The organism is Nocardia sp. NPDC047648 (assembly GCF_040642815.1).
Classification (GTDB): domain Bacteria; phylum Actinomycetota; class Actinomycetes; order Mycobacteriales; family Mycobacteriaceae; genus Nocardia; species Nocardia gamkensis.
On sequence record NZ_JBEYSX010000013.1, the window covers coordinates 47,649 to 60,185 of the forward strand.

The 12,537-nt window shown below is 68.1% G+C and carries 14 protein-coding genes; 8 read left to right on the forward strand and 6 right to left on the reverse strand.

What is annotated here, in order from left to right; genetic code table 11:
* Positions 1-21 precede the first annotated feature (21 nt).
* Genes ABZ803_RS25160 through ABZ803_RS25170 form a run of 3 tightly spaced genes read left to right on the forward strand, consistent with a single transcriptional unit; the run spans position 22 to position 2,565 of the window.
* Positions 22-753, forward strand: coding sequence for an ABC-2 family transporter protein (locus ABZ803_RS25160; protein ID WP_357042789.1), 732 nt, complete (start codon positions 22-24; stop codon positions 751-753).
* Positions 746-1,573, forward strand: a complete 828-nt coding sequence (locus ABZ803_RS25165; RefSeq protein ID WP_062975709.1) for an ABC-2 family transporter protein — start codon at positions 746-748, stop codon at positions 1,571-1,573. The genes ABZ803_RS25160 and ABZ803_RS25165 overlap by 8 nt, the downstream gene beginning before the upstream one ends.
* Positions 1,570-2,565, forward strand: a complete 996-nt coding sequence (locus tag ABZ803_RS25170) for an ATP-binding cassette domain-containing protein (protein ID WP_357042793.1) — start codon at positions 1,570-1,572, stop codon at positions 2,563-2,565. Before ABZ803_RS25165 ends, ABZ803_RS25170 begins: the two co-directional genes overlap by 4 nt.
* Before the next feature lie 27 nt (positions 2,566-2,592).
* On the opposite strand, the gene ABZ803_RS25175 is transcribed toward ABZ803_RS25170, so the two are convergent.
* Entirely contained in the window at positions 2,593-3,270 is a 678-nt protein-coding gene (locus tag ABZ803_RS25175) for a DUF4389 domain-containing protein (protein WP_357042796.1), read from the reverse strand.
* A 226-nt stretch (positions 3,271-3,496) separates the two neighbouring features.
* Here ABZ803_RS25175 and ABZ803_RS25180 point away from each other — a divergent pair, with 226 nt between their 5' ends.
* From ABZ803_RS25180 to ABZ803_RS25190, 3 genes are all read left to right on the forward strand, one after another.
* On the forward strand, positions 3,497-3,913 hold the full coding sequence (locus tag ABZ803_RS25180) for a hypothetical protein (RefSeq protein WP_357042799.1): 417 nt from the start codon (positions 3,497-3,499) through the stop codon (positions 3,911-3,913).
* 239 nt (positions 3,914-4,152) lie between these two features.
* Positions 4,153-5,205: a PLP-dependent cysteine synthase family protein gene (locus ABZ803_RS25185; RefSeq protein WP_357043119.1), complete on the forward strand. Its 1,053-nt coding sequence runs from the start codon at positions 4,153-4,155 to the stop codon at positions 5,203-5,205.
* Complete coding sequence (locus ABZ803_RS25190; protein ID WP_357042802.1) at positions 5,202-6,440, forward strand: MFS transporter; 1,239 nt, start codon at positions 5,202-5,204, stop codon at positions 6,438-6,440. Before ABZ803_RS25185 ends, ABZ803_RS25190 begins: the two co-directional genes overlap by 4 nt.
* 43 nt (positions 6,441-6,483) lie before the next feature.
* On the opposite strand, the gene ABZ803_RS25195 is transcribed toward ABZ803_RS25190, so the two are convergent.
* Positions 6,484-6,762 carry a hypothetical protein gene (locus ABZ803_RS25195; protein ID WP_210750904.1) on the reverse strand — a complete coding sequence of 93 codons (279 nt, stop codon included), beginning with the start codon at positions 6,760-6,762 and terminating at the stop codon, positions 6,484-6,486.
* A 431-nt stretch (positions 6,763-7,193) separates the two neighbouring features.
* Here ABZ803_RS25195 and ABZ803_RS25200 point away from each other — a divergent pair, with 431 nt between their 5' ends.
* Positions 7,194-7,724 carry a DUF4254 domain-containing protein gene (locus tag ABZ803_RS25200; protein WP_357042805.1) on the forward strand — a complete coding sequence of 177 codons (531 nt, stop codon included), beginning with the start codon at positions 7,194-7,196 and terminating at the stop codon, positions 7,722-7,724.
* Here the strand turns inward: ABZ803_RS25200 and ABZ803_RS25205 are convergent, their stop codons facing one another.
* The 3 genes from ABZ803_RS25205 to ABZ803_RS25215 are packed head-to-tail and all read right to left on the reverse strand — an operon-like array spanning position 7,725 to position 10,330.
* A complete protein-coding gene (locus ABZ803_RS25205) occupies positions 7,725-8,000 on the reverse strand; it encodes a hypothetical protein (protein ID WP_245548852.1) in 276 nt (91 codons plus the stop codon).
* A gap of 42 nt (positions 8,001-8,042) precedes the next feature.
* A complete protein-coding gene (locus tag ABZ803_RS25210; protein ID WP_357042808.1) occupies positions 8,043-9,191 on the reverse strand; it encodes an acyl-CoA desaturase in 1,149 nt (382 codons plus the stop codon).
* A gap of 20 nt (positions 9,192-9,211) precedes the next feature.
* Positions 9,212-10,330, reverse strand: coding sequence for an FAD-binding oxidoreductase (locus ABZ803_RS25215; protein ID WP_357042811.1), 1,119 nt, complete (start codon positions 10,328-10,330; stop codon positions 9,212-9,214).
* A 170-nt stretch (positions 10,331-10,500) separates the two neighbouring features.
* Between ABZ803_RS25215 and ABZ803_RS25220 the strand changes: the two genes are divergently transcribed.
* Positions 10,501-11,121 carry a TetR family transcriptional regulator gene (locus ABZ803_RS25220; protein ID WP_357042814.1) on the forward strand — a complete coding sequence of 207 codons (621 nt, stop codon included), beginning with the start codon at positions 10,501-10,503 and terminating at the stop codon, positions 11,119-11,121.
* A gap of 44 nt (positions 11,122-11,165) precedes the next feature.
* Here ABZ803_RS25220 and ABZ803_RS25225 read toward each other — a convergent pair whose 3' ends face one another.
* Positions 11,166-12,530, reverse strand: coding sequence for an MFS transporter (locus ABZ803_RS25225; protein ID WP_357042817.1), 1,365 nt, complete (start codon positions 12,528-12,530; stop codon positions 11,166-11,168).
* Positions 12,531-12,537: the final 7 nt, after the last annotated feature.

A 12,537-nucleotide genomic window follows, 5' to 3' on the forward strand; every position in this document is an offset into this window, starting at 1 on the left:
CAGTGGCAATACAAAGCGGCGATGTTCGCGGGACTGTTCACCAACTGTGTGTTCGGGTTCGTCCGCGCCGCCGTCCTTGCCGCGGCGGTGGACGCCGGCGGTGACTTCGGCGGGTACGACCGGGGCAGCATCGGCGCCTACGTATGGCTGTCACAGGGGCTGCTCGGTGCGTTGCAATTCATGGGGACCCTGGGACCACTGGATGATCGGGTGAAGAACGGTGACATCGCCATCGATTTCCTGCGTCCTGTCGATATCCAATGCGGTTATCTCGCGGACGATCTCGGGCGAGCGGCGTGCACCTTCCTGCCGCGTGGCATACCGAGCGTGCTGGTGGGCACGCTCACCTTCGGGCTGGTGATGCCGGTCTCGGCCGGCCCCTACCTGCTCGGCGCGGTGAGTGTCCTACTGGCCGTGATTATTTCGTTCCTGTGCCGGTTCATCGTGGTGCTGATCGGATTCTGGGTCGTGGAGACCCGCGGCATCCGGGTGCTGTACTACACCGGCGGGACCTTCCTGGCCGGGCTCTTCGTCCCGGTGCACATGTTCCCCGCGTGGCTGGGCGCGCTCGCGGCCGCCACACCTTTCCCCTCGATCCTGCAGTCTCCGATCGATGTGCTCTCCGGCCGGATCACCGGTGCGCAAGCGCTTTCCGTCCTCGGCGTTCAGGTGTTCTGGGTGCTGGTGGCCGGGATCGCCGGGCGCGTGCTGCTGATCACCGGCCGGCGCAGGCTGGAGGTGCAGGGTGGTTGAGGTCGCCGCCGCGCGCGCCGGGTCGTGGTCGACACCCTACGTCGCGGTGTTGCGCTCCAGGATCCGCGCACAGCGCAGTTACCGATTGTCCTTCGTCAGTGAGCTGTTGAGCGCCCTGCTGGTCGGCCTGGTCGAGTTGGCAGAAGTCTGGCTGATCTTCCGCGCCGCGCGCGTCCTCGGCGGACTGGATCTGGACGGCGCGCTGTTGCTGTTCGGATTGAGCAACACGAGTTTCGCGCTGTCCCAGGTGCTGTTCGGCCACCTCGACACGCTGCCGGTCCTGATCAGGATGGGCCAGCTCGACGCCTATCATCTGCGACCGCAACCGCTACTGCTGCAACTGATCACCAGCGATGTCTCGCTGCGCAGGTTCGCGCGCGCGTCCGTCTCGATCGTCGCGCTGGCGGCGGGCTTGGTGCGCAACGACATCGCCTGCGACGCGACCACGGCCGCGCTGCTCGCCCTCACGCTCGTCGGCGGTATCGCGCTGTTCGGCGGCGTGTTCGTCTGCGCCGCGGGGTTGCAGTTCTATCTGATCGACGGCTCCGAGCTCACCAACAGCTTCACCTATGGCGGCTCGTTCGCGGCGACACAACCCGCTTCGGTGTTCCCCACCCCCATGCGATTGCTGTTCGGGTTCGCGATCCCGGTCGCGTTCACGGCCTACCTGCCCACCCTCGCGCTGCTGCGCCTGCCCGGCCCGCCACTGCTGCCCGCCTGGCTGGCCTGGCTGACTCCGGTAGCGGCGCTGTGGGTCTGGCTGCTGGCGCTCGGTCTGTGGCGCTCGGGCACTCGGCACTATCAGGGAGGCGGAGGATGAGAACGAGCCGGCGCCCCGGCCCGGAGGCGATCATCGATATGGCGGACCTCACCAGGCAGTTCATCCTGTATCGCAAGAACGGCCGCCGCTGGCGCAGGCGCCGTGAAACGCTCACCGCGGTCGACGGGATGACCGCCAGGATCGAGCGGGGCGCCGCCGTCGGCTACATCGGCGCCAACGGTGCGGGCAAGTCCACCACGATCAAGATGCTCACCGGCATCCTGGTACCCACCTCCGGCACCGTGCGTACCTGCGGGCTGGACCCGGTGCGGCAGCGACGCGAACTGGCGGGCCGGATCGGGGTGGTGTTCGGCCAGCGCTCCCAGCTGTGGTGGGATCTGCCGCTGCGCGAATCGTTCTCGATCCTCGCCGCGATCCACCGATTGGCGCCGGATGCCGCACGCGAGCGCGCGCACGAACTGATCGAGCAACTGGAAATGGCCGACACCCTCGACACACCGGTGCGCCAGCTCTCGCTCGGCCAGCGCATGCGCGCGGAAGTCGCCGCGGCCCTGCTGCATTCGCCCGAGCTGGTGATCCTCGACGAGCCCACGATCGGCCTCGACGTGCTGTCGAAACAACGGTTGCGCGAGTTCCTCCGGGCCGAGCGCGCCGAGCGCGGTACCACCCTGCTGCTCACCACCCACGACATGGGCGACATCGAAAGGCTCTGCGAGCGGGTGCTCGTCGCCGACCACGGCCGCCTGGTGTACGACGGGTCGCTCACCGGATTGGCGGCCACCGTCGGCGCGCGCCGGGTGCTGGTGGTGGACCTGGCCGAACCGGCCCCGGACTTCGACGATCTGCCCTCGGCCCAATTGCTGGGCACCGAAGCCGACGGCATGCGGCAACGGCTGGCCTTCGATCCGGAACAGATCACGGCCGCGCAGTTGCTGGCCGCGGTGTCGGAGCGCGCCGAAGTGCGGGACCTGTCGATCGAGGAGCCCGAGATCGAGGACGTGGTGCGGCGGATCTACGAATCCGCCCGCTGACGAACGGGCGGTTCCGGTGGGCCGGGTTCAGTCGGACTCACGAGCGCCCTGGTCGAGCCGGAAGGGCGGGTACTCGTCCCGCATCAAACCGGCGTAGGCCTGCACTCGGATGATCCAGCGATTGATGCCCATCACGAAGTCGTAGAGGCCCTGCGGGTAACGCGCCGTGAACAGCAAGGCGACCAGCGCGACGATCAGCAGGATGCTCAGCAGCGAAATCGAGGCGCCGCCCCAGTCGTCCCCCTCGCCGCCCGCGAACGCGACGCCACCGCTCACCACCGCGCCGACGATCAGGTAGTGCGGAATGGCCAGCAACCACCACTTCACCAGTACCAGGCCGCGGTGCAACGTCTCCGGGTAGTCGATCTCCAGGTCGGCCGGGTAGTCCGCGTTCGTCCGCAAGCTGAACGGCGGGTATCTGTCGGTGCCGAGCACCGACAAGGAGTAGAAGGTCACCCGCCATCCCCAGCGCATGACGCCGACATTGAAGTCGAACAGGCCCCGCGGGTATTTGCCGGTGATCAGGATCGCGAAGAAGGCGACGACCGTGAGCACCGCGTAGGCGATGTGCAGGAAGAACAGCACGATGTAGTGCGGTATCGCCAGTAGCCATTTGACCAGCCACAACCACCGTGACAGCGCCGGATCCAGATCGCCACGCACGCGAATCGGGTCGGACGGGACGGCGGGCTTCTCGAGCTCCATGAGCAACGCTCCTTACGGCTGCTGTGATCCAACCCACAACCAGTAGGTGTCCTGATTGTCCCGTATCCAGCCGTGTGAGAACGGCACCATCTGATACCGACACGCCAACGAATCAGGGCGCGGAGAGGGCGGTCCGCACACGGCTGGGCCTGAGCCGCAATCGAATCGATCGAGCCGCCACCGACACCGGCGGATCGCGCCCCGGCCGGACTTGTACCATCGGGACGTGACCTTCGGCGCGCTGCGACTACCGGTGACCCGGGTACTCGTGGCTCTCGCGTACACCGCCTGGGTGGTCGCCATCGCGGTGCCCCAGTGTCACGTCTTCACCCACGCCGCCGCCCCCCATGCGCATATCGAAGCGTCCGGCCCGGTCATGGCCTCCTCCGTCACCCAGGCAATCCTCCTCGACCGCCATCAGCACGCCAACGAGCCGGATCGGCACGTTCCCGGCGACGCAGTGCTCGCCGCCCTGCCACGCGCCATCTCGCTGCTGATGCTGCTGCTGGTCGCCTCGGTGCCGGTGCTGCTTGCGGCGCCCGCGGCCGCGCTCGGTGGCGGCGTGCGCGCGCCCCCGATCGCGGCCATCCCGGTGTGTCCGGGCAGAGACAAACTCACTCGATTCGGCATCGATCGGAACTGATCGGTCAGCGTCAGGCCGGAGCCTGCCGGGGCCCGGCCGGTGTTCGTGCGAAGTCCGCACTCACACCGTCGCTACCAGTAGCGACCGCACAGAATCGACGATTCCTCATGACTTCTGCGCTGCAGAACCCGGCTGTGCCCGATCCCGCTGCGCGCGAGCCGCAGACGCCTCCCTCGACACCGCTCGCGAGCCCGGCGAGTCTGCTGACCACCGCCCAGCGCTGTCCGCGTCCGGACACCATGGTGGGCAACACGCCGGTCCTCTGGATCACCGAACCGCTGGGTGACACCACGCCACCGGAGGGCCGCGGCTTCTGGGCCAAGCTCGAAGGCGCCAATCCCGGCGGGATGAAGGACCGGCCCGCGCTGCACATGGTCGAGCGCGCCATCGCGCGCGGCGACCTCGCACCGGGCGCGCCGATCATCGAATCGACCAGCGGCACGCTCGGTCTGGGCCTCGCGCTGGCGGGCATGGTGTACCACCACCCGGTCACACTGGTCACCGACCCCGGCCTGGAACCACTCATGCACCGCATGCTCGCGGCCTACGGTGCGCGGATTGAACTGGTCGCCGAGCCGCACCCGACCGGCGGCTGGCAGCAGGCGCGCCGCGACCGTGTCGCCGAACTGCTGGCCGGGGACCCCCGGGCGTGGTGCCCCGACCAGTACCGCAATCCCGACAATCGCGACGCCTACGAAACCCTGGCGCTCGAGCTGGTGGCCCAGCTGGGCCGGATCGATGTCCTGGTCTGCTCGGTCGGCACGGGCGGCCATTCCGCCGGAATCGCGCGCACGCTGCGCCGATACTTCCCGCATTTGCGTTTGGTCGGCGTCGACGCCGTGGCGTCCACGATCTTCGGCCAGCCCGCGGGACGGCGGCTGATGCGCGGGCTGGGGTCGAGTATTCATCCGGGCAACGTCGACTATGCGGCGTTCGACGAGGTTCACTGGGTCGCGCCCGCGGAAGCGGTGTGGGCCTGCCGCAGGCTCGCCGCGACACACCACGCCAGCGGCGGCTGGAGCGTCGGCGCCGTCACCTTGGTCGCCGGTTGGCTGGCCCGCACCAGCGATCCGGCCACACGGATCGCCGCGATCTTCCCCGACGGCCCGCTGCGCTACTTCGACACCGTCTACAACGACGAGTACTGCCGTGCGCACGGCTTGCTCGGCGTCACGCCGCCCGCCGCACCCCTGCGCATCGCGCATCCGACCGACGCCGTCGTCGACCCGTGGACGCGCTGCACGACGGTCGTCGATCCCCGCGGTGGCGCCGATGCGGAGCGGACGCGATGACCGAGCTGATCGCCACCTTTCGCGGCTTCAACCGCCCCAGCCGCATGCTGATGGTCAATCAGTTCGCCATCAACACCGGGTTCTACATGCTGATGCCCTACCTGGCCGGTTACCTGGCAGGCCCGCTCGGGCTGGCCGCGTGGGCGGTCGGGCTGGTCCTCGGCATCCGGAACTTCGCCCAGCAGGGCATGTTCCTGCTCGGCGGCACCCTGGCCGATCGACTCGGCTACAAACCGCTGATCGTGGCCGGATGTCTGCTGCGCACAGGCGGTTTCGCGCTGCTGGCAGTTGCGGATACGCTCCCGGCGCTGCTTGTCGCCTCGGCAGCGACCGGTTTCGCGGGCGCGCTGTTCAATCCCGCGGTCCGCGCGTATCTGGCGGTGGACTCGGGGTCGCGCCGGGTGGAGGCGTTCGCCGTGTTCAACGTCTTCTATCAGGCGGGCATATTGCTCGGGCCGATCGTCGGGCTCGCGCTGATGGCCGTCGACTTCCGCGCGACCGCCACGGGCGCCGCGGTGGTGTTCGGCGCGCTGACCCTGGCCCAGTTACGCGCGCTCCCGCAGCACACGGCCGCGCCGAAAACCACGTCCGTGCTGGACGATTGGCGCGTCGTACTGGCCAACCGCCCGTTCCTGCTGTTCGCCTCGGCGATGATCAGTTCCTCGGTGCTGGCCTTCCAGGTCTACCTGGCATTGCCCGTGCACGCGGCACGGATCGCGGGCGACTCGGCGACCGCGCTGATGACCGCGGTGTTCGTGCTGTCCGGGTTGATCGCTATCGCCGGGCAGCTGCGCATCACCCGCTGGTTCGGGCAGCGCTGGGGCCGCGCGCACAGCCTGGCACTGGGTATGGCGATTCTCGCGTCCGCGTTCGTACCGCTGGTGGTGATCCCGGGCACCGGCGCGGGCGTGTGGCCTGCGATCGGCGCGCTGCTGCTGACCGCCGTCGTCCTGGGAATCGGTGCGGCGGCGGTCTTCCCGTTCGAGATGGACACCGTGGTCGCACTATCGGGCAACCACCTGGTGGCGACGCACTACGGCCTCTACAACACGATCGTCGGCGTCGGCATCCTGCTCGGGAATCTGGGCATCGGAACGCTGCTCGATGCCACGCGCGAGGCCGGTCTGAGCGCACTGGCGTGGGCGGCGCTGGTCGCCGTCGGCACGGTCGCGGCGGCGGCATTGTTCGCGCTCGCCCGTTCCGGACGGCTCGACGCACCGGTCCCGGTCGGCTGATCGAGCGGGTCGTCCCGGGTGCGTGCCGGCCGGGACGGCCTGGTCAGGCGGGTCCGTTCGACTGCGCCGAATACAGGCTGACCTCGCCGTCCTCGCTCAGGAAGGCGTTGACCAGCATGGTGCGGTTGGCTCGTAGTTCCTCGTGATCCGGGGCGCTGGTGGTGATCGAGATCTGCGGGATGACCGCCCAGTTGACCACGTAGCGCTCCGGCGGGCCGTCGTCATCAGAGAGCCGGGCCAGACGGAAGACCGAGACGGTCTTGCGGACGATCAGATTGCGCACGACCTCGGCGATTCGCTCAGGGTCTTCCAGTGCGAACATGAAGCCGAATGTCAACTCGGGCGATGACACGTAGGCGGGCACGAAGACCGAGGTTAGCCGATCGGACGCGGACGCGCAGCGCTCGGGTCGAATCGGATTGCTGCGCATGCGCTCGAACAATTCGAGAGCGCGCAACCCCTGCGCGGATCCGGTTGACCGATCCGTAACGGAGCATAACAATTTCCCGGCAGCTCTCGGATTCGTACACCAGAGTATTGCGTGGCTTCGGCTATCGCGCTTTCCTGAAAGTGTCCCGATTACTCGGACGTCTTCTCTCGCATCGTCGCGGATTTCCCGGTTTCTCTGCCGTGCTGGTGGACCGTGGGACGACATCCGGATGCGGGACTGCGCCGGAGCCGAGGGGCGCCCCTCCCCGAAATCCCCCTCGGCCCTGGCGCATCCAGGAATCGCCGCGTCGCCGGAGGTATGCCATGCCCACCGAATACGCTCAGCGCGGCCTCGGAGCCGAGGAGCTGCCACCGCCCGCCGCACTGCTTCGCGCGCTCCGCGAAGCCGGCGAGAACCAGCACCGGCACAGCGTGCTGCACGCCGCGCGCATGCTCGTCGACTGCCACGAGCGACGGCAGCTGGCGCTCGAGCGCGCACACGCGCCGGAGGCCTCCAGCGCGCACGTCGCGGCAAGCAGCAGGCAGCTGGAGGACATCGACGGCTGCCGCGCCGAATGGATCGGACGAATCGACGCCTGGGTCGCCGCCAACGTGCAGCACCGGGAGGGCGCCTCGCTGCATACCGAGACACTCGGGGCGGTGATCGATCGAATCGCGGCGAAGTGGGTTGCGGCTCGTCACACTTTGGGCGACGAGATCACGAGTGGGCCGCATCCGGCGCAGGTGGGCGGGGAAGCCCACCTGCGGTGGACGAGGCTGGCCGAACTGATCGACGGCTACCAGGATCTGATCACCGACGTCACCGAGCACCGGCGCCGGCTGCCGGTGTGGTGATCAGCGCGGCTCGTCGACTCCGGGTTCGACGACTTCGGCGTCGAGGAACTCTTCCGTCCGGCTGACCGGCGGCTTCTCGACCGGGACCTCGGCCTCGTCGCCGAGATCGGTATCGAGGTCCCGCTGCGCAGCGGCGTCCCGGCGAGCCGCGGCCGCCGCCTCCCGCATCTCGATCGTGTCGGTGATCCACTCACCGATCTCCCGGGTGACCTCGGCGACGGTGCCCGTGATGATGCCGGCGATATTGCCGACATGCTTGGCGCCGGAGGAGGTCATTTCCTGAATGAGATCTTTGTTGCTTTCGAATTTCCCGATCATTCACACGCCCGCTTCGCTCGCCTGCCGCTGTCGCATCACGATAACACCGGGAGACGGCTCGCTCTCGACCCAGCGCGGCGGCAGTGCGAGCTTGAAGATCTTCTTCCACACCGAGCCGATCTGCTTACCGAGCGGGCCGGTGTTGTACGGCAAACCGTACTTTTCACACAATGCGCGTACAGTCGGCGCCATCTCCGGATAACGGCTCGCGGGCAGGTCCGGGAACAGGTGGTGTTCGATCTGGTGCGACAAATTGCCCGACATGAGATGGAACAGTTTACTGCCGCTGATGTTGGCCGAGCCGAGCATCTGCCGGATGTACCACTCGCCGCGGGTCTCGTCCGCGGTCTCCTCCTCGGTGAACGTCTGTACGCCGGTCGGGAAGTGACCGCAGAAGATGATGGCGAAGGCCCACACGTTGCGCACCAGGTTGGCGGTGACGTTACCGGCCAGGGTGTGGAAGAACAGCGGCCCGGTCAGGGCGGGGAACACCAGGTAGTCCTTGAGCACCTGCTTGCCCGCCTTGCGCCACTGGCCGAGCAGCAGCTTCTTGACCTCCGGCCACTTCTTCTTGCCCGCCAGGATGTTCTCGACCTCGAGGTCGTGGCCCATCACACCCCACTCGAACAGCATCATGAGCACGAAGGCGTACAGCGGCTGACCGAGCCGCAGCACGTTCCACTCCTGGGCCTCGTCCATGCGCAGGATGGAGTAGCCGATGTCGCGGTCCTTGTTGTGGATGTTGGTGTAGGTGTGGTGCAGGTAGTTGTGCGAGTGCTTCCACTGATCGGCCGGGCAGACCGTGTCCCACTCGAACACACGGGAATTCAGGCCGGGCTCGCGCATCCAGTCGTACTGGCCGTGCATCACGTTGTGGCCGATCTCCATGTTGTCCAGGATCTTCGACACGCTCAGCGCGGCCACCGCGGCCAGCCAGACCGGCGGGAGGAAGCCGAGATACATCAGGCCGCGCCCGGCGATCTCGAAGCCGCGCTGCGCCTTGATGATCGAGTACAGGTATTCCCGGTCGCGCTCGCCGAGGTCGGCGACGATCGCGGCGCGCAACTCGTCGAGTTCGCGGCCGAGTTCCTCGATCTGGTCCGGGCTCAGGACCAACGGTCCGTTGTCGGTTTCGGTCAGGATGGTCATGATCGGTTCCCCTTCTTCGATTAGATGTCGACCTCGACGTCGCCGACCGGCGCGCTGATGCACAGCTGGATCGGCTGGTCGGGGTCGCTGTCGGTCTCGCCGGTGCGCAGATTGCGCGTGCAGCCGGAGCGGCGCACCGCGGTGCAGGAGAAACAGATCCCCATGCGGCAGCCGTACTCGGGGCTGAGCCCGGCGGATTCGGCCTGTTCGAGCAGCGGGGCGCCGTTGTTCTGCGTGCTCACGCCGCTGGCCGAGAAGCTCACGGTGCCCTGCGCGTCCGCGGCGTCGGCCGGGGCGAACGAGAGGGTGAACTCCTCGGTGTGCAGCCGGTCTTCCAGCTGCTCGGCCTGATAGATCGTGCGCACCGCGTCCATCAGCGACCGCGGGCCGCAGACATAGGTCTGCGCGTCGGCGAACCACGGCGCCACGCGCTCGAGTTCGTCGTAGTCGAAGTATCCGCTGTTCTGCGGTTGGTGCAGGTCCACCCACGGTGCGGCGGGGTCGACCCGCGCCAGGTCCGGCGCGCGATGCGGATACCGCAGCTCGATGCGGAAGTTCGGGTGCCGCTGCGCGATCGCGTCCAGTTCGGCTCGGTGCGGCAGCACCGCGGGTGACTTCGCGTAGTGCAGGAACACCACCTCGCCCGGATGGTCCTCCGCGGCGAGGGTGCGCAGCATGGACAGCACCGGCGTGATGCCGCTGCCGCCGCTGATCAGCAATACGCGCCGCGGTCGCGGTTCGGGCAGCCGGAACACCCCGTCGGCGGGGGTCAGGTCCACCACCATGCCGGGGGTGGCGTGGCGGTAGAGGTACTGCGAGACCAAGCCGTCCGGATGCGCCTTGACGGTCAGCTGGATGGTGCGATCCCGACCGCCTTCCGGGTTCACCGGCGAATAGCACCGCGTGTGCCGCACACCGTCGATGACCACGCCGATCTGGACGTACTGTCCGGCGACATGGCCCTTCCACTGCCGGGTCGGACGCAGCGTGAGCGTGACCGAACCCGGCGCCGAGCGGCGCACGTGAGTGATTTCGGCCCGCATGTCCCGCACCGTGAGGGTGGGGCGGACCAGTTCCAGATACCGATCCAGCGGGTGTGGCGAGGTCAGGGTCTGCACCAGGTTGATGAGATCCACCATTAGTTACTCCGTGCCTTGTCGGGCTGACGACGTGCGACCGACTTTCAGTGCACGTCTGTACACTCAACTAGTGTGACGGATGATGGGGGCTAGGTGTCAACCGGCGAAACATGTGACTCGAACTACATCTAGGGATAGGTCGAATGGTGAACGGATGTATGCTCACCGGGATGAATGAGCAGGCAGCTACCCGAGGCGAACGCAAGGAGCGGACCAGGCAGGCACTCCTGGACGGCACCCTCGCGCTGGCTGCCGAGCGCGGATTCGCCGCACTCAGCCTGCGGGAGATCGCCCGTTCGGCGGGCATCGTGCCCACGGCGTTCTATCGGCACTTCGCGTCGCTGGAGGACCTCGGCGCCACCCTGGTCGACGACGGCGTCACCGCGCTGCGGCTGGCGCTGCGTGAAGTCCGCCGCAACGCGGACGCGAGCCTGTCGGACACGGTGCGTTTCGTGTTCACGCAGGTAGGGCCGAAACGTGAGCTGTTCGGCTTCCTGACCAGGGAGCGCCACGGCGGGTCCGCGGCGCTGCGCACGGCCATCGCCCGGGAGATCCAGCTGATCGTGCGCGAACTGGTCGCCGACCTCTCCCGGATCCGCGCCCTCGACTCCTGGACGCCACGCGATCTGGAAATCGCCGCCGACCTCATGGTCACCACGGTGACCGACGGGATCGCCGCCTACGTGTCGGCCGCACCGCGCGACGAGCAGACCATCATCGACCGCACCGTCCAGCAGATGCGGTTGATCGCGCTCGGCATGGGCGGCTGGCGTCCTCCGAAGCGGCGCTGATCCGGCGACGGACAGCCGGCGCGCTTCTCACTCGCCCGCCACGCTCACTCGGCGAGCCGCGACTCCTCGGCGTCGTCGCGCTGCGCTACGACCGGATCCGGCGCCCGCACCGGCAGCAGCACGGCGAGCCCTGCCGCCAGCACGACCAGCAGGCCCGCGATACCCGCGCGGTCGGCGTCGAACAGCCAGACGAACAAGCCGAACAGGCTCGGCGCGAGGAAGGAGACCGCGCGCCCGGTGGTCGTGTACAAGCCGAACAGCTGGCCTTCGCGTCCGGGCGGTGCGAGGCGGGTCAGGAACGAGCGCGCCGCAGCCTGCGCAGGTCCGACGAAAACGGTCAGCAGCAAGCCGAAGATCCAGAACATCAGCGGCCCCGACACCACGGCCAAGGCCAGTCCGCACACCAGCATGGCGGCCAGGGACACCACGATGACGATCTTCGGCCCGACCCGGTCGTCGAACCGCCCCGCGACGATCGCGCCCAGCGCCGCGACGACATTGGCGGCTATGCCGAACAGCAGCACATCCGAGTCGGCGATGCCGTAGACCCGCACGGCGAGCACCGCTCCGAAGGTGAACACTCCGGCGAGACCGTCCCGGAACACGGCGCTGGCCACCAGAAAGCCGACCGTGCGCCGGTCGGTACGCCACAGCTCGCGCAGGTCGCGCCACAGCACCCGGTAAGAGCCGAGGAATCCGGCGCTCGCCGCACCGGGATCGGCATCGGTGCGTGGCAGTTCGGGGACCGCGAACAGAACCGGCAGCGCGAAGGCGGCGAACCAGACGGCGGCCAGCACGGCGACCAGGCGGATGTTGAGTCCGTCGTCGGTGGGCATGCCGAGCAGCCCGCGGTTGTCGCCCTCGCCGGAGATGAAGCCGAAGTAGCAGATGAGCAGCAGGAAGATGCCGCCGAAATAGCCCATCGCCCAGCCGAATCCGGAGACCCGGCCGACCGTCGCGGGCGTGGACACCTGGCGCAGCATCGCGTTGTACGGCACGTTGGCCAATTCGAAACAGGCCGACGCGAATGCCAGCAGAGCCAGACCGAGCCACAAGTCGCGATAGTCGTCGTGCACGAAGAACATCAGTGTCATCGCCGCGATGGTCAGCGCGGTCAGCGCACCGAGGGAGCGTTTGCGTTTCGCGGACGCGTCGAAGCGCTGTCCGCTGACCGGCGCGGTCAACGCCACGACCAGGCCCGCAATACCCAGCGCCCACCCCAGCCACGCGCTGGCGGAGACACCGCCGGGTAGGTCGTCGCCGACCTTGTCGGTGAGATACACGGAGAACACGAAGGTGAGGATCACGGCGTTGAATGCCGAAGACCCCCAGTCCCACAGCCCCCACGCCACCACCTGCCCGCGCCCGGCGGCCTGCCCGACTGTCGCCCGGGCGTTCACCTCGGTCATGCGCGCA